Origin of the sequence: Pseudomonas agarici, from assembly GCF_001543125.1 — a bacterium.
GTDB classification, from domain to species: domain Bacteria; phylum Pseudomonadota; class Gammaproteobacteria; order Pseudomonadales; family Pseudomonadaceae; genus Aquipseudomonas; species Aquipseudomonas agarici.
In genome coordinates this window covers 2,921,572-2,938,162 of record NZ_CP014135.1, presented here as the reverse complement: position 1 = coordinate 2,938,162, position 16,591 = coordinate 2,921,572, and the positions used below count along the sequence as shown (strand labels likewise).

Annotated in this window: 11 protein-coding genes; 4 read left to right on the top strand and 7 right to left on the bottom strand. The window is 61.3% G+C overall.

The window, feature by feature from the left end; all coding sequences use genetic code 11:
• Positions 1-30 precede the first annotated feature (30 nt).
• Positions 31-1,008, top strand: coding sequence for an alpha/beta hydrolase (locus AWM79_RS12905; protein ID WP_017132097.1), 978 nt, complete (start codon positions 31-33; stop codon positions 1,006-1,008).
• An 87-nt stretch (positions 1,009-1,095) separates the two neighbouring features.
• Here AWM79_RS12905 and AWM79_RS12900 read toward each other — a convergent pair whose 3' ends face one another.
• The 4 genes from AWM79_RS12900 to pvdM all read right to left on the bottom strand — a co-directional run bounded on the left by AWM79_RS12900 (position 1,096) and on the right by pvdM (position 7,834).
• Positions 1,096-3,597 (bottom strand): TonB-dependent siderophore receptor, encoded by a 2,502-nt coding sequence (locus tag AWM79_RS12900; protein ID WP_082712618.1) that lies wholly within the window; start codon positions 3,595-3,597, stop codon positions 1,096-1,098.
• A 104-nt stretch (positions 3,598-3,701) separates the two neighbouring features.
• A complete protein-coding gene (locus AWM79_RS12895; RefSeq protein ID WP_060783016.1) occupies positions 3,702-5,351 on the bottom strand; it encodes a cyclic peptide export ABC transporter in 1,650 nt (549 codons plus the stop codon).
• A 107-nt stretch (positions 5,352-5,458) separates the two neighbouring features.
• Positions 5,459-6,364, bottom strand: a complete 906-nt coding sequence (pvdO, locus tag AWM79_RS12890) for a dihydropyoverdine dehydrogenase (RefSeq protein ID WP_017132093.1) — start codon at positions 6,362-6,364, stop codon at positions 5,459-5,461.
• A gap of 120 nt (positions 6,365-6,484) precedes the next feature.
• Complete coding sequence (gene pvdM, locus AWM79_RS12885) at positions 6,485-7,834, bottom strand: pyoverdine-tailoring dipeptidase-like protein PvdM (RefSeq protein WP_017132092.1); 1,350 nt, start codon at positions 7,832-7,834, stop codon at positions 6,485-6,487.
• A 203-nt stretch (positions 7,835-8,037) separates the two neighbouring features.
• On the opposite strand from pvdM, the gene pvdP reads away from it, so the two are divergent.
• The gene (pvdP, locus tag AWM79_RS12880; RefSeq protein WP_060783015.1) at positions 8,038-9,657 is read left to right on the top strand and encodes a pyoverdine maturation tyrosinase PvdP; all 1,620 of its coding nucleotides are present in this window, start codon (positions 8,038-8,040) and stop codon (positions 9,655-9,657) included.
• Positions 9,658-9,699: 42 nt separating this feature from the next.
• On the opposite strand, the gene AWM79_RS12875 is transcribed toward pvdP, so the two are convergent.
• Genes AWM79_RS12875 through AWM79_RS12865 form a run of 3 tightly spaced genes read right to left on the bottom strand, consistent with a single transcriptional unit; the run spans position 9,700 to position 14,242 of the window.
• Positions 9,700-11,091 carry an efflux transporter outer membrane subunit gene (locus AWM79_RS12875; protein ID WP_017132090.1) on the bottom strand — a complete coding sequence of 464 codons (1,392 nt, stop codon included), beginning with the start codon at positions 11,089-11,091 and terminating at the stop codon, positions 9,700-9,702.
• Between the two features lie 7 nt (positions 11,092-11,098).
• A complete protein-coding gene (locus AWM79_RS12870) occupies positions 11,099-13,069 on the bottom strand; it encodes a MacB family efflux pump subunit (protein ID WP_060783014.1) in 1,971 nt (656 codons plus the stop codon).
• Positions 13,070-14,242, bottom strand: coding sequence for an efflux RND transporter periplasmic adaptor subunit (locus AWM79_RS12865; RefSeq protein ID WP_060783013.1), 1,173 nt, complete (start codon positions 14,240-14,242; stop codon positions 13,070-13,072).
• 299 nt (positions 14,243-14,541) lie between these two features.
• Between AWM79_RS12865 and AWM79_RS12860 the strand changes: the two genes are divergently transcribed.
• Together AWM79_RS12860 and AWM79_RS12855 are read left to right on the top strand one after the other, a co-directional pair.
• Entirely contained in the window at positions 14,542-15,030 is a 489-nt protein-coding gene (locus AWM79_RS12860; RefSeq protein WP_017132087.1) for a sigma-70 family RNA polymerase sigma factor, read from the top strand.
• Between the two features lie 113 nt (positions 15,031-15,143).
• On the top strand, positions 15,144-16,481 hold the full coding sequence (locus tag AWM79_RS12855) for a lysine N(6)-hydroxylase/L-ornithine N(5)-oxygenase family protein (RefSeq protein WP_060783012.1): 1,338 nt from the start codon (positions 15,144-15,146) through the stop codon (positions 16,479-16,481).
• Positions 16,482-16,591 lie beyond the last annotated feature (110 nt).

The following is a 16,591-nucleotide window of genomic DNA, read 5'->3' as shown; positions in this document are numbered from 1 at the left end:
ATTGTTTAGAGAATGAAGGAAATCATCTGCATGCTGCATCCCGACATTAGCGCTTTTATCGACCTGGCCGAAGGCGGTCCGGGGGGCCGGGCGGTGCCATTCCATGAGCAGACCCCGGAGCAGGCACGAGAGCTGTTCGAGCAGACCACACGGCAGTTGCAGTGGCCTGCGCCACAGACGCCGGAGTGTGTCGATCTGGAGCTGCCCTTGCGCGATGGACAGATCACCACGATGCGCCTGTATCGTCCACGCGGCGCTTTGCAGGAGACTGGCGCTGGGCAGCAGAGCAGTCCTGTACTGGTGTTCCTGCACGGCGGTGGCTATGTGGTGGGCAGCCTCGATTCCCATGATGGGGTCTGTCGTGAGTTGTGCGCAGGCACTCCCTGTACGGTGCTGTCGGTAGGTTATCGGCGCGCACCGGAGCATAAATTCCCGACGGCCCTGCAAGACTGTGCCGATGCGCTGGCCTGGCTGGCGCGCAATGGTGCGCGGCACGGTCTGGATGTGGATCGGGTGGTGTTTGCCGGGGACAGCGTCGGGGCCAGCCTGGCCACGGTGCTGGCGACCCAGGCGGCCAGGCAGCCGTCCGGGGCTGGCGCGATCACGCCCAGGCTGCAACTGCTGTGCTATCCCATGACGGATGCATCACGGCGCAGCACGTCGATGGAGCTGTTTGCCGAAGGCTACTTCCTGGAAAGCGATACTCTCGAGTGGTTCTACGAACACTATGCCCGCGATGAGCGGGATCGTCATGACTGGCGCTTTTCGCCTTTGCTCACCGAGGATTTGTCGGGGGTGGCGCCGGCTTTCATTGTCCTGGCGGGATTCGATCCGCTGCTCGACGAGGGGCGGGCTTATGGCCATAAGCTGCGGCAACAGGGCGTTCGGGTTGAAATGCGTGAGTATGGCGGACTGCCCCATGACCTGTTGCGCATGGGCAGTGTTGCCGATGTGTCGGGTATCTATGAGGAGTTGTGTGCCGTTCTGCAACAGGCGTTTGCCGGTTAGGCAGCCAGTTTCGAAAGAGGCGAGGGCGGCTAGGGCAGGTCGCGTGAAGAAAGATGGACCGGGTGATCGGTCCATCTTTTTTGGCGATCAGAAGGTTCCGCGCAGGCTCAGCATGAAGTTGCGTGGTTCACCGTACCAGTTGCCGTAGGAACTGGTGGACACGGTCTGATAGTAGGTCTTGTCGAACAGGTTGTTGCCATTGAGCGCCGCTGTCCAGTGGTCATCGATGCGATATTCAAGCAGGCTGTTCCAGACCGCATAGCCGGCCTGAGTGTAGCTGAACGGATCGACACTCGGGCTCAGAGAGCCGTCGCCAAGCCGCCGTTGTACCGTGCCGCTGACATAGTTGGCGCTCTGGAGCGTAGCGCCCACCCCCACTTTCCAGCGCTCCAGCTCCCCTGGCAATTGATAGGTGGTGAAGAACTTGAACAGGTGCTTGGGCGTCTGGGTGCTGATCGGCTTGCCGTTGCTCTGACCATCGGTCGCCTTGGACTGTTCGTTGAGGTTGAAGGTATAGCCGGCGCTCAGTTGCCAGCCAGGCAGCAGTTCACCGGAAATTTCGCTGTCGATACCCTTGCTGACAATCTCGCCCGCTGCCACGTAGCAGCAGTTGTTGCCGCTGCCCGGTATCGCGGCGTTACCCACCGACACCGCTTCGTTCTCACGTTTGACATAGTACAGGGCCGAAGAGACGTTCAGGCGGCCGTTGAACAGCTCGCCCTTGGTACCGAATTCGTAGGTATTGCCGGTGATGGCTTTCAATGGCGCGAACGAAGCGTCCATGTAGGCTGTTTGTGGCTTGTAAATTTGCGCGTAGCTGGTGTACAGCGACCATTGGTTAGTCAGGTCGTAGACCAGGCCGCCGTAGGGGGTGATGATGCCGCTTTCCTTGCCGCCTTTAGTGGTATCGGCGTTGAAGGACGGCGCGACCACTCGGTTGAAGCCGTTGTAATCGGTATAACGAGCACCGACGATAAGTTTCAGCGGGTCGGCAAGCTGCGCTTTCAAGGTCGAATAGAGACCGGTCTTGCGCACGACCCAGGATGGCGTGTCGTAGTACAACGGAGGCCTGGCCGGTTCCGGGAACGAACCGACGTTATCGTTGATCGGGTCCACGGCAATGGCGCTGCTGAAATCACTGTGGTCCGAATAGGTGCGGCGACTCTGGGTATAGTCAGCGCCGAACAGCAGTTCATGCTGACGGCCAAAGGCGTTGAATTTGCCCTGGAAGTTCAGGTCGAGCAGGTCCTGGTTGTTGGTGTAGTTCCTGATGAAGCGCTGATACGTACCGCCCTTGGCCATTGTCGGATCGATCGGACCCTCGACCTGGCCCTGGTTCTGCACGGTGTCAAACTTAGTCTTGGTATAGCTGGTGTCGAACTTCCAGTTGTCGTTGATCTGGTGCTGCAACTTGAAGAAACTTTCGGTCTTCTTGTAGTTGTTGGTGGACCAGTCCGCCGCCAGGGAAGTCCTGCGGGACAGGCCCAGCGGTTCGCCGGAAATGTAGCGTGGCAGGCCTTCGTCCCAGTAACCGTCCATATCGCGCCATTCGTAGATACCGCCGGCGGTAACCAGGGTGTCGGGCGTCACGTCAGCCTCCAGGACGCCATAAAATACGTGTTTCTCGCTGTCGGCCCGCTCGTAGAAGTACTTCTTGTCTTCATAGGAGGCGGCGACCCGGCCCCGCAGTTTGCCATCGAAGCCCAGCGGGCCGGTGGCATCGACCATGGTGCGATAGTTGTCCCAGCTACCGGCGGAGGTTTCGATCTTCAACTGGTTGTAGTCCAGTGCGCGCTTGCGCACCAGGTTGATGCTGCCCGCCGGCTCACCGATACCGCCGTACAAGCCGTCGGAACCACGCAATACTTCAACGTGGTCGTAGGGCGTCATGTCTGGCAGGGTTTCATAGCTTTCTTCGCGCATTGCCGGTGCGCCGCCATCGGTCTGGATATTGCTCAGGCTGAAACCGCGAGAGAGGATCCTGGTGTTGGCGTCATTGCCGCCTACCAGGGTGATCCCGCTGGTCTGGTTCAGGGTCTGGGCCAGATCGGTCAAGTGCTGGTCCTTCATGCGCTGGGCGGTGATGACGGAGACCGTTTGTGGGGTTTCACGCAGCGCCTGCTGGGTCTTGCCGCCGATCGAGGCGGTGCCGAGGGTATAGGAGTCACTGTTCTCGGTGATGTTGCCCGGCGCCTGCGCAGTCACCTGCGTTTCGCTCAGCTCCAGCCCGGTACTGGTGGGGTGTCCCGGAGCGGCAAGGGTGATGGTGTTACCTTCGATACGATAGGTGATGCCGGTGCCTTCGATCAGTTTATCCAGGGCCTGGGTGCTTTCGATGGAACCTTTGACCGCTTTGCTTTTGAGGTTTCGGATGGCATCCGGACTGTAGAGAATCTGTAGGTTGGTCTGGCTGCCCAACTGCTGCAGCGCGTTGCCCAGTGGCTGGGCCGGAACGTCGACGTCGATGACTTGTGCACTGGCCGCAGTCGCATAGGCGAGCATGATTGCCGTGCTCAGGCCGAGCCTGGAGAAGCATCTGGATTTCGAGTCTCGTGTGTGCGGTGTTGCCGGCGAGTGTTTGCTGCTCATTGTCCCCGTCCTCAAAAGTGTGGTTTTGTAATTAAGAATTATTCTTATTATTGTTGAGACGAACCACCCGTGAAAAACCGGAAAGAATTTTCAGGGCAGGTACTTCACGTCATTGCGCGGTCGGTCAGGACGCGGCCGCACTCCATGCGCACCAACTGATCGGCGACATCGAAGTAACGGTCGTCGTGGGAAATCACGATGATGGTTTTGCCCCGGCGTTTGAGGTCCGGTAGAAGCTCGGTATAAAAAATGCGCCGGAAAGTCGGGTCCTGGTCCGCGGCCCATTCGTCGAAGACCAGAACAGGCCGTTCCTCGATCCAGGCATTGACCAGCGCCAGGCGCTTGCGCTGTCCGGTGGACAGGTCGGTGGTGGTGAAGTTGCCGTCGCGCACGCTGACCTTGTGCGCGATTTCCAGGCGCCGCAGGTACTGGTTGGCATCCTCGGGAATAGGCTGATCGCCCTGGACGATATCGTCGAACAGGTAGTAGTCGGCAAAGATGGTGGTGAATAACTGGCGGTAGTCGTCCCGATTGCGAGCATCGACAACCGCGCCGTTGAGTAGGATCTCACCCACCTGAGGGGTGTATAGGCCCAGCAGCAGTTTGATCAGGGTCGTCTTGCCGCAGCCGTTTTCACCCACGATAAAGGTAATTTCACCTTGTTCGATCCGCAGGTTGACAGGCCCGAGCTGGAAGGCTTCGCTGCCTGTAACGGCGGGGAAGGCATAGCTGACGTTGTTCAGTTCCAGGCTGCTGACCGCCGGCGTCTTACGGCCCTGCTCGCTGAGCAGCAGGTGGGGTTCGGGCGAGGAAAATTGTTCCGAGAGTTCGGCGATACGGCGAAAGGCGATCTGTGCGCGGCTGACAATGGGCAACGTGCCCACCAGATGTTCAAGCGGGCCTTTCATGTAAAGCAGCACCAGCACGAAGCCGCTGATGACCGCCTGGTCGTTGTTGGGCCAGACCGCCTGCAAGGCGAGGGCCAGGCCGATCACCACGAAGAACAGCATTGAGCCGAACGTCTTGGCAATCACGAAGATGTTCACTGAACGGATCTGAGTGTTACAAATGTGGTCGGCGGTGGCCTGGATGCCGGAAGTGAACATGCGGTGGCGACGGGGGCGGTGAATACGCAGTTCCTTGGCGCCCTCGGCAATGGCGTTGTAGTGTTTCTGCAATTCGTCCTCGGCATCCCGTGCGGCGAGAAACCCCTTGATCCCATGAGCGCGGGCGATGTACTGGATGGTGGTACCGATCGCGATGGCCACCAGCATCATCAGGAACATCGGCCAGGACAGCATGGCCAGGTAGCCCAGGCAGCCCAGGGTGACTGTCAGAGAGATCGCCAGCGGAGCGAAGGCGAAGGCGAAGTCACTGATGGTATCGACGTCATGGGTCAGTACCGGAATCAGTCGATGGCTGCGATAGCGTTCAATCTGTTCGATTGGCGCGCACAGGACCTTTTCCCCCAACTCCTTACGCAGCTTGGCAATGATGTGCTGGCCGACGTAATTGGTGCCGATGTCCGAACAGATCGAGCTGAGCAGGGCCAATAGGCAGAGGCCGGCAAACACCGCGACCACGGTACTGGTCAGGCCGTTGACCGAGTGCAGGGCGGCGTTGATGGTGGCCAGCAGGACGGTGACGCTCAGACCTCCGATCATGCCCAGCAGCGTTGAAAGAGCGACGATGAGCCGGAAGGGTTTAAGCAGTGTGAACAGTTCGTTGATCACTCCGCGCTTTGGCTGAGTCATGGAGGGCGGTTCCTTGCAGCTGGAGGTGGCAGGTATCCTTTTAGAACGACTGGTCGGGGGCTTAATTTAAACGGCCGCCGCTTGTCGGCGACCGTGATGCGAGAGGGTCAGAGATCGCGCATGACACGGAAACCGATCCAGTCGCCGCGCTCATTCGGATAGAGATCGTTACGGTTGCCGGAACGGGAGAAAATCGGTGCTTCGGTCCAGTCGTTGCCGCGGATCTGCTGGAAGCGGCACTCCTTCTCCAGCCATGGGCTGCCATCGGTAGGGGCACCGACGTAATCGTCATGCGCGCAGTCGGCGACCCACTCGTAGACGTTGCCGTGCATGTCGTACACACCAAAGGCGTTGGGCGGGAAACTGCCTGCTGGCGAGGTGTAGCTGAAGCCGTCCTCCGGACCGTAGGTATTGGCGTGTTTGGCGATGCTGTATTGCTTGCCTTCGTCAAACGGGAAGGGGAAGGGGCCGGTGCTACCGGCGCGGGCCGCATATTCGCGAACCGATTCGCTGACCATGCGATAGTGCTGGCCGGTCTTTTTCGACAGCCAGGCGATATAGGCATTGGCTTCGGCAAAGTCCATGCAAACGGCGGGCTGCCTGGGCGAGAGTGGGTAGCGTGGTTTGCCGGCCAGGCACTCGCGTCCTGGGCGGGTATCGCCATCGGGCATCTTGTAGCCGGTTTCACGAATATAGGTTTGCCACTCGCCTGCCAGGACCTGGAAGCGACTGATGGCAAAAGGTTTGGTAAAGGTCACCTGGTGCATCGGGCCTTCGTCCGGTTGACGGCCAAGTTCATCGTCCGGTGTTCCCATGATGAAGCTGCCAGTGGGCAGCACGACCATTTCCGGGCAGTCCTTGCAGTCCTTGAACACCTTGCCCGGTGCTGGCAGCGACGCGGCCTGGGCGTTGGCGCCCAGCAGCAGGCCGACGGCGGCGCTGCATGCCAGGACAGCCAGGCCCTTGAAGGAGCGGCACAAGAATCGGCGGGAGTTTGGCGGGACACTGTTCATAGCGGGTCTCGAGCAAGTGGGCAGGGAGGTGTCAAGCATCAGCGTGTGGCGCTCAACAAGGTCATGCAGCGGTCGATCTGCCGGTCGGGCAGGACGAATCACCGGGCCGTACAACAGCTATTAACGGGTGGCGACGGGGTGTGCGGCGTTCTGCACCTGATCCCAGACGCGCAGGAAATTGCCGCCCCAGAGTTTGGCGATCTGGTCTTGCGAATAGCCGCGCTGGAGCAGTTCGGCGGTGACGTTGCGGATCTCGCTGACATCTTTCCAGCCTTCGACGCCGCCACCTTCGTTGAAATCGGAACTGATACCCACGTGGTCGATGCCGATCTTGCGCACCGTGTAGTCGATGGCATCACCCAGGTCCTTGAGGGTGGCCTTGGGTTCTTCGTCGAGGATGGCGTAGAGCGCATTGGCATATTGGCCGAACTTCTGTTCCGGCCATGCGGCGATGATCGGGTCGCCGGGCATCAAGGCCATGGCCAGGTTCGGCAGCGGCGGCAGATCGAAGCGGGCGCGCAACGCATTGAGCTTGTCCTGGGTCGGCTGACTCAGGGGCTTGAGGTAGCCGCCAAAAGCCACCACCTGGACCACGCCACCACTGTTCTTGATCAGTTGCAGTTCCTTATCGCTGAGGTTACGCGCAATATCGACCATCGCCCGTGGCGCTGAATGGGAGGCGACCAGGGGCGCGCGACTCAGTTGCGCCACCTGTTCCAGCGCCTTGGTCGACATCTGCGAGACATCGATGATCACCCCCAGGTCGTTAAGGCGCCGCACTGCCTGCTTGCCAAGCTCCGACAAGCCGTCGAGGGCGTCCGGCGAGTCATTGAAAAATGGCAATGGCCGCGACGAGTCGGCCCAGTCGTTGTTGCCGATATAGCTGAAACCGAACATCCGCATGCCGCGTGCGGCCCAGGTGTCGAGCTGGTTCAGGTCATGCCCGAGGGGGTAGGCGTTGAGCATGCTGATGAAGATCGCGAACTTGCCTTCGCCGTGCAGGCGACGGTAGTCGTCCGGGGTATAAGCGATAGCGACCTGGTTGGGAAAGTCGCGTACCAGGCCGGTGATGATCTTGTAGCGGACTTCCTGCTGGTGGCGGGCCTCGTCGACGAAGCCGGCAGTGGGGCGGTGCGGGGCGTTGGGGCCGTTCCAGATTTCGGGCCAGCCGAATACCGTCAGCGCCGCGCCCGACAGTCGCCCGCGAGCGGCCTTGACCAGGTCGAACTGGCCGCTGCCGTCTTTGTCGGCTTCGTGGCCTTCGGTGCCGAAATCCAGGGGGACGGTAATGTGGCTGTCGAAGGACAGCAGGCGCTCGTGCAGCTCCTCGGCTTGCTTCATCACCTTCAGCGGATAGCCAGGGTTGTGCCTGAATCCATAATGCCAGACCACGAGAGCCGCGCCGATGGAAATGGCCAGGGCCAGGGGAAGCCCGATGCAGAGGGCTTTTGTCGAGCGCGGTTGAGTCATTGCCATCTCAGTGAAGTTCGCCATGGAGGTGCGGCGCAAAGGCGCCTTTGCTATCTGGGGAGAACGAAGACGGCCTGGGGAAATTTAGCGTCGGGGTGTTGGCCGTCAGTCTCGCGCAAACCCGTGATACCGTTAAATTTGCCCCTGCGCAAAACGTTCTAGCTGGGATAAAGCCTGCTTCCATGGCTGACACAGGTAGGGCAATGACGATTTCTCGACGGGGCTTCATCGCGGGTTTGGCGCTCACCGGCGCAGGCGTGGCTGCGGCTTATTACGCGCATCGTCAATGGCGCCGGGTGGATGAGCCGATCACTCCGGGCGAGGCTTCGGTGGCTCTGCCTGACCTCGCCGGCCGTCAGCGCGCGGATAGCCTGCGTGGGGTCTGGGACCTGCGCCTGGAAGGGCGCGACGCCAGTCTCGAAGGGTTGCCCGGCGCGTCGCTTGGGTTATTGCTCGATATCGCCCCACGCGGGCGAGGTTTGTGTGGCTACCTGGATACCACGCAAGGCCTGCGCGGTGCGGATGTTCCTCGTTACCAAGTGCTGGGTGATCTTCTGTCCGACGGGCCGACTGAAGTGCGTTGGCGCCTGCTCGATGGGCGTGCTCCGAGGGCTGCTCCTCTTTATGAGTTCGTCGGGGTGTTCGACGAAGTTTGGGCGGAGTTTGCTAATGCCGGTGTGGTTTCGCTGAGTGGGCGGGTTTTGCGCCTTGATCGACCGTTGGCGGCGCCAGAGGCGGATTGTCGCTTTGTCGCGGTCAAACGGCGCTTTCCCGAAGCGCGCGAGCGTATCGGGCTCAACCCGACATTGCTGGCCTGGCTGGTATCGGCCGAGCATCGGCTGTTCCACCAGTTGTGGCATGCCTCCCGCGATAAGTGGCACACCTTGTCCAAGGACAAGCAGAACGCCTTGCGGGGCATCGGCTGGCAACCCGGTCCCCGTGATCGGGAGCGCGATGCCCGTGGCCCGCGCAAGGATCGTAATGGCTCGGGCGTCGATTTCTTTTTCATGCATCGGCACATGCTGGCGACAGCCCGTTCGATGCAGGACCTGCCATCCTGGCAGCGCTTCCCGTTGCCGCAGCCCGAGTTGCTGCGTGATCGCCAGGGTTTCGTCCGCTATTTCGATAATCATGACGGTTATTCGATTCCGCCGACCTGGCTGGCTGACGGTGATGCGGAGTACACGCAATGGGTCAGCGATATCAAAAATACCGAGACTTTTCACAGCAACTTTCTGGTGTGGGAGTCGCAATACCGCGACCCACGTTACCTGTCGCGATTGACGCTGGGGCAGTTCGGCTCGGAAATCGAACTGGGTCTGCATGACTGGTTGCATATGCGCTGGGCATCGGTTCCACGGGATCCGTCCAATGGTGCGCCGGTGCCAATGGCCCGCGATAGCGCCGACTTTGCCGCCCGTTGGTACGAGCCGGAAAACGACTTTCTTGGCGATCCGTTCTCATCTCATGTCAATCCGGTATTCTGGCATTTTCATGGCTGGATCGACGACCGGATCGAGGACTGGTTTGGCGCCCATGAGCGCTTTCACCCCGGCGAAGTTAAGCGCTTACAGGTCAATGGCATTCCCTGGTTCGCTCCCGGGCGTTGGGTCGAGGTGGATGACCCGTGGCTGGGGCCGAGCACTCATGGTTGCAGCACGACCCCCGGCCTGATGACCGGCAAGAGCGTGGAGATGGACCCGGAAACCATGAAATTGGCGTTACGTATCACCTTCGGTGACGAGAAGAAGATGGCCGACCTGTTTCGCCGGGTGCCTCGGCGACCCTGGTATGCCCGACACCAGGTGGCCGGGAACGCCTGACCGTGCGGCAGCGCAGGGGCCAATTCCCTCGCTCGCCTGTCTTTACATGACCTGCCAGCCACCGCCCAGCGCTTTGTACAAGGCCACGCTGGCCTGCAATCGGGACAGTCGCAACTGCACGTTCTGATCCTGAGCCTGGTACAACGTGCGCTGGGTGTCCAGGACCGTCAGCAAGCCTTCCGCGCCTGCCTTGTAGCGGCTTTGGGCAACCTCGAAGGCCCGTTGCGCCTGGCTGAGCTCCTCGTCCTGCCATTGCCGTTGCCGGTCCAGGCCATCGATGGCATTCAAGGCTTGCTCCACATCGGCGAAGGCCGCGATGATGCTCCCGCGATAGATCTCCAGCAATTCCTCCTGGCGTGCCGTGGCCTGGTCCCGCTCGGCGCCCAGGCGGCCATTGTTGAAGACTGGGGCGATCAGGCCCGCGCTCAACATATAGAACGGGCTGCGCAGGAGGTCGGGGGCAGTGGCGGTGCCCGAGCCGACTGTTGCGCCGAGGGTCAGGGAGGGGAGCATCGCGGCCCGGGCCACCTGCACATCGGCCTGGGCGGCTGCCAGGCGCGCCTCGGCACCGGCGATGTCCGGGCGGCGGCTGAGCAGCTCACTGGGCAGGCCGCTGCCGATAGCGGGCCATTTCAGTTGTTCCAGATCCTGGCCGGCAATGCGCACATTTTGTACCGGCTGGCCCAGCAGGACGGCCAGGCCGATCAGGGCCTCACGGGCTTGCTGGTGAATCAGCGGAACCTGCCGCTCTTGGGCCGCCACCAGGCTGGCTTGTTGTGCGACTTCCAGCGCGGTTGCCGAGCCCGACCGATAGTGGGTCTGTACCAGTTGTAGGACGTTGCGCGCATTCTCCAGGTTGAGTCCGGCGATACGACCCTGTTCGCGCAAGGCGAGAATACGCAGGTAATTATCAGCGACGCTGCTCAGAAGTGTCAGCTCGACAGTGGCCTGGTCGAATTCGGAGGCTTTCAGCGTCTGCCACGCACTGGCACGGGTTGCCGCTTTACGGCCCCAGAAATCTATTTCGTAGCTGGCGCTGAGGTTGGCGTCGAAGTAGTTGATTGCCGATTTGTCGCCACTGGCATCCAGTTGGCTGTAGCCGTTGCCGTGGAGCAGCTTCTGGCGGTTGGCGTTCACGTTCGCCGTCAGTTCCGGTAACTGTGAGGCGTTGGCAACGACTGACGCCGCGCGGGCCTGGCGCACTCGGGCAATGGCGGCAGCCAGATCGTAGCTGCCCAGCCGGGCCTGGGCGACCAGCCGGTCCAGTTCAGGGCTGGCGAAGTGTTGCCACCATTGCCGATCGATGTGCCGCGCGCTGGGGGAGGTCGCTGTCCACTGGGAGGGTGGTTTGACGCCACTGTCGATGGGTGCGGGCGGTGTGGCGCAAGCGCCGAGCAACAAACAGAGGGGCAATACGCTCAAATGCGACTTCATGGAGAGATCATTCACTGGTGAGTGCCGTGACCGGGTCGAGTCGGGCAGCTTTGCGGGCCGGCATGAAACCGAAGATGACGCCGGTGATCAGGGCGCAGGCAAATGCGCCGGACACGGCCGCCAGCGAGAAGGCCACGGCGACTTCGCTCAATACCAGCACCGTGCCGACGAGCAGGGCCAGGGCAATGCCGGTCAGGCCGCCGACCACCGAGAGCATGATCGCTTCGGTGAGGAACTGACGCATGATGTCGCGCTGACGAGCGCCGGTAGCCATGCGTATGCCGATTTCGCGGGTGCGCTCACGCACGGTCATCAACATGATATTCATCACGCCGATGCCGCCGACCAGTAGCGAGATGGCGGCGATGGCGCCAAGCATCAGCGAGAGGGTGTTTTGAGTCTTGGCCTCTGCCTGGATCATGGCGGCATTGTTGGTCAGTTCGTAGTCGCGCTTGCCGTTATGCAGCTTGAACAGCAGTTCGTCGATGGCCCGTTCGGCTTCCTTGACCTTGCGGGCATCCTTGGCGGCGATCACCACATATTCAGGGTCGCGGGTGCCGAAGAGGCGGATGCTGGCGGCCGAGTAGGGGATCATAATCCGTACATCGCTGTCTTTTTCGCCGGAACTGGCACCCTTGCCGGTGAGTACGCCGATGACCTGGAACGGTACGTTCTCGATCAGGATGTACTGCCCCAGCGGATTGCTGGCGGTGAACAGTTTTTCCAGGACTTTCTCGCCAATCACCGCTACCGGTGCCGCGTTGGCTTCGTCGGCTTCGGTGAAATAGCTGCCGCTGGCCATCGGCCAGTTGAATATGGCGGGAAAGGCGGTGTTGCTGCCGCCGACGTAGACCTTGTAGTCGATGCTGGCGAAACGCACGCTGGCATCGTCGCCGTTGACCGGCATGATCATCTTGACCTGGGGCAGGGTTGCCAGCGCCGCCACGTCGTCCAGGCTGATGATGCCGTGCGGCGCTCGCGGGGTGGCGGAGGTGCCGTTGAGATAAATGATGTTGGAGCCAAAGGCGCCCATCTGGGCCATGACCTGGCGCTTGCTGCCTTCGCCCACGGCGAGCATGACCACGACTGAGGCCACGCCAATGATGATGCCGAGCAATGTCAGCGCGGTGCGAAAACGATTGATCCACATAACACGCCAGGCGGCCTGGATGGCATCGACCAGTTCGGCTTTCCAGGCACCGGTGTGCTCGCTGCCGGCGGTAAGGCGCCGGCGTATGTCGACGGCCTGCAAGGCACCTGGGGCTGTTGGGATCTGGGTATCGGCAAGTGCTTGGGCGCTGTCACTGACAATCAGGCCGTCGCGGATCTCGATGATGCGCTTGGCCCGCGCCGCGACTTCACGATCATGAGTGATCAGAATCACCACGTGGCCCTGGCTGGCCAGCTCATCGAGCAAGGTCATCACCTCGGCGCCGCTATGGCTGTCGAGGGCACCCGTGGGTTCGTCGGCGAGGATGATGTGGCCGCCGTTCATCAACGCTCGCGCAATGGATACCCGCTGCTGTTGACCGCCGGACAGTTGGTGGGGGCGATTGTCTGTACGTTCCGCCAGTCCCAGGCGAGCCAGCAGGGCGGCGGCTCGGCTGTGTCGCTCGGTGGCCGGGGTACCGGCATAGATCGCCGGCATCTCGACGTTCTCCTGGGCCGATCCGGATGGAATCAGGTGGTAACCCTGGAATACAAAGCCGAATGCCTCGCGGCGGAGCCAGGCCAGCTCGTCGCTGTCCAGTCCGGCCACGTCTTCGCCAGCGAAGCGGTAGCGACCCGAGGTGGGGCGATCCAGGCAACCGAGAATGTTCATCAGTGTCGACTTGCCGGAGCCGGAAGCCCCCACGATCGCCACGAACTCCCCTGCATGGATCGACAGGCTGATACCGCGCAGTACCTCCACCAGCGGCTTGTCGGCGCCGCCATAGGCTTTGCGAATGTCTTGCAGGTCAATCAGTGGCGTTTGCATTCAACCTCCATGGCCGACGGCGGGGCCAATCAGCAGGTGATCGCCTTCGTCGAGTCCATCGAGGATCTGCACGCGCAAACGGTCGCTGATACCGGTGCGGACCTGACGTTGTTCAATCGCGCCATTGCGGGCCACGACCTGCACGGTCTGCTCGCCGCCCGGTGCGTCGCGATGCAGGGCGGCCACCGGCGCGGTCAATACGTTCTGCTGGTGGTTTGCGACAAAGAATACCTGGGTGGTCATCTCGGCCATCAGGGCCTGGTCGTTGTTGTCCACGTCGAGCAGGACGGTGTAGAGCACCACCCGGCCACTCCCGCTTTTGCCCGTGCTGGCGGGGCCGCCGCCGGCCTGGTTGGACTGGTCCAGGGGTTTGGGCGGCACCGGCAGAATCTGTCGGACCGTGCTGGTCCAGCGCCTGCTGCCACCGCTGAGGGTGGTGAAGTAGGCGTTCATACCGGGTTTGACATGGCCGATATCGGCTTCGGAGACCTCGGCCCATACCGTCATGGGTGATAGTTTGGCGATCCGCAGGATCAGCGGTGTCTGTTGCTGGGCGTTGAGGGTCTGGCCTTCACGGGCGTCCACAGCGACGACCGTACCCGCCATCGGGGCAAAAATACGCGTGTAACCCAGCTCGGCTTCATCGCTGCGCAGGCTCGCTTGGGCCTGGAGGATCTGAGCCTGGAACATGTCGATCCGAGCCTGGGTGGTGCGCAGTTGTGCTTCGGCGCTCTGCACGTCTTCATCACGGGTTGCGCCTCCCGCGGCGAGATGCTTCTGGCGTTGATATTGCTGGCGGGCCAGGTCATGTTGGGCACGTTGCTCCTGGAGCTGAGCCTTGAGATTTTCGATGGAGTAGCGCCCGGCATCCAGCCTGGCTTTCTGCGTTGAGGGATCTATTTCCACCAGCAACTGGCCTTCCCGGACCTGATCGCCGACGTCCACATGAATTTTCTGAATCTGCCCGGAGGCCTGGGCACCGACGTCAACGTAACGGCGCGGCTGCAAGGTGCCCAGGGCGGTGACGCTGCTTTCTATGTCGCCGCGAGTGACCTGGACCGTGGAGAGTTTATCGCGCCCTGCAGGCATGAACTGCCAGGTTGCGATCGCGACCACGGGAATCAGGCAAAGGGTGGCGAGCAGCGCGCATCGGGCGTTTCGGCGATGTTTCATGCAGGGTTCCGGCCAGTGGAAGTCGGCCCGTTACCCCTTGCCGGATAGCGGTTTCCAGCGGGGCAGGCTGTCGGGCGAGCGACAGGTACGGGTAGCTGTTCAATAGACGAGGGTATGAAAGAGGAATTTAAGCCTTTCCTGGGCCCTGTTTATCAGGGTATTTCCCGTTTGTTCTGCGCCGCCACTTTAAATCTATATGAGAATTACTATAATTACGTGTTTTCAAGCTGCCATTATCGACCCCTTTGTCGTTGATAGGCCTCAAGGACAAATGCTGGCGGGTATCGCGGCTGGGAATCATGGTGGAAAACTACTATCGCGAGCTGGTGTGTTTCCTGAACGCCAGGCTGGGCAACCGCCAGGCTGCCGAAGATGTGGTGCATGACGCTTATCTGCGGGTCCTGGAGCGCTCCAGCCAGACTCCGATCCAGCAGCCGCGGGCGTTTCTGTATCGCACTGCGCTGAACCTGGCGATCGACGATCATCGGCGTAACGTCATGCGCCGGGTCGAGTCTCTGGATGCCCTCGACCAGGAGGAGCGTTTTTTCATGCCTTCGCCCCAGGCCTCGATGGATCATGGCCAGCGCCTGGACATGTTGCAGCGGGCCATGGCCGAATTGCCGGCACTGTGTCGCCAGAGCTTCACGCTGCGCAAGCTCGAAGGCCTCTCGCATCAGGAAATTGCCGAGCGCCTGGGCATTTCCCGCAGCCTGGTGGAGAAACACATCGTCAATGCCATGAAGCATTGCCGGGTACGCCTGCGTCAGTGGGACAGCAGCGGTCGCTAAATTTTTTTTCATGGTCCTCGTTCCTACTCAACAGACGACCTGTGCAGGCGCCGCAGGTCACTTGGGTTTTCCCTTTCCCCCATGCACCGGGGCTTATCCAGAGGACACTGGAAATGACACAGGCAATCGCATCGGCCATCGTTCACGATCTGATCGGCGTTGGTTTTGGCCCCTCCAACCTGGCCCTGGCTATTGCCCTGCAGGAACACGGGCAGGTCCACGGTGAGCTGGAGGTGTTGTTCCTGGACAAGCAGGCCGACTATCGCTGGCATGGCAACACCCTGGTAACCCAGAGCGAATTGCAGATTTCCTTCCTCAAGGACCTGGTGACCCTGCGCAATCCCACCAGCCCCTATTCGTTCGTCAACTATCTGAAGGCCCACGGTCGCCTGGTGGACTTCATCAACCTGGGCACCTTCTACCCCTGCCGCATGGAGTTCAACGACTACCTGCGCTGGGTCGCCGGGCATTTCCAGGCGCAGAGCCGCTATGGTGAAGAGGTGCTGGCCATCGAGCCGATCTTGCATCAGCAGCAGGTCGACGCGTTGCGGGTGATTTCCCGCAACAGTCAGGGCGAGCAGTTTGTCCGTAGCGCCCGTTCGGTGGTGGTCAGCGCCGGTGGCACACCACGCATTCCCCAGGCGTTCAAGGCGCTGAAGGATGATGATCGGGTGTTCCACCACTCGCAGTACCTGGAGCGCATGGCCAAACAGGCTTGCGTGAGCGGCGCGCCGATGCGCATCGCGATCATCGGTGGCGGGCAGAGCGCGGCGGAAGCCTTTATCGACCTCAACGACAGCTACCCCTCGGTGCAGGTGGATTGGATCCTGCGCGGTTCGGCGCTGAAACCGGCCGACGACAGCCCATTCGTCAACGAAGTGTTCTCACCGGAGTTCACTGACCTGATCTACCAGCAGAACACCGCTGAGCGCGAGCGCCTGATCAACGAGTACCAGAGCACCAACTATTCGGTCGTGGACATCGACTTGATCGAGCGCATCTACGGGATCTTCTATCGCCAGAAAGTCGCGGGCATGCAACGTCACACTTTTCGTAGCCTGACCACCGTCGAGTGTGCCAGTGCCGGTGAGGCGGGGGTCGAGCTGGCGCTGCGCAACACGGCCAGTGGCGAGTTGGGCGCTCATCGGTATGATGGGGTGATCCTGGCCACCGGCTATGAACGCCAGAGCCACCGCCAGTTGCTGGCGCCGTTGGCGGAGTACTTGGGCGACTACGAGGTCAACCGCGACTACCGCCTGGTCACCGACGAGCGCTGCAAGGCCGGTATTTACATGCAGGGATTCTGTCAGGCCAGCCATGGCCTGAGCGACACCTTGCTGTCGGTATTGCCGATCCGCGCCGAGGAAATCGCCACGTCGCTGTACCGGCACGGTCGCCAGCGCGACCAGAGGCGTTCGGTGCGGGATCGGTTGCTGGCGACGGCGAATTGAGCCCAACTGCCGTGCCGGCGCCGGAGCACTACCGACTGACCCGAGCGGCGTGGCCGTTTCCTGCTGTGGCGCCATAATCTTCCGTTCCGCCGGGATGGTTTTGGGATTAT

Excerpts from the sequence above, each read along its gene's own strand:
- AWM79_RS12870 (WP_060783014.1), bottom strand. The coding sequence starts at position 13,069 with ATGCAAACGCCACTGATTGACCTGCAAGACATTCGCAAAGCCTATGGC.
- pvdO (WP_017132093.1), bottom strand. The coding sequence starts at position 6,364 with ATGAACAGTGTCCCGCCAAACTCCCGCCGATTCTTGTGCCGCTCCTTC.
- pvdP (WP_060783015.1), top strand. The coding sequence starts at position 8,038 with ATGACGATTTCTCGACGGGGCTTCATCGCGGGTTTGGCGCTCACCGGC.
- AWM79_RS12855 (WP_060783012.1), top strand. The coding sequence starts at position 15,144 with ATGACACAGGCAATCGCATCGGCCATCGTTCACGATCTGATCGGCGTT.
- AWM79_RS12860 (WP_017132087.1), top strand. The coding sequence starts at position 14,542 with ATGGTGGAAAACTACTATCGCGAGCTGGTGTGTTTCCTGAACGCCAGG.
- AWM79_RS12865 (WP_060783013.1), bottom strand. The coding sequence starts at position 14,242 with ATGAAACATCGCCGAAACGCCCGATGCGCGCTGCTCGCCACCCTTTGC.
- pvdM (WP_017132092.1), bottom strand. The coding sequence starts at position 7,834 with ATGACTCAACCGCGCTCGACAAAAGCCCTCTGCATCGGGCTTCCCCTG.
- AWM79_RS12905 (WP_017132097.1), top strand. The coding sequence starts at position 31 with ATGCTGCATCCCGACATTAGCGCTTTTATCGACCTGGCCGAAGGCGGT.
- AWM79_RS12875 (WP_017132090.1), bottom strand. The coding sequence starts at position 11,091 with ATGAAGTCGCATTTGAGCGTATTGCCCCTCTGTTTGTTGCTCGGCGCT.
- AWM79_RS12895 (WP_060783016.1), bottom strand. The coding sequence starts at position 5,351 with ATGACTCAGCCAAAGCGCGGAGTGATCAACGAACTGTTCACACTGCTT.
- AWM79_RS12900 (WP_082712618.1), bottom strand. The coding sequence starts at position 3,597 with ATGAGCAGCAAACACTCGCCGGCAACACCGCACACACGAGACTCGAAA.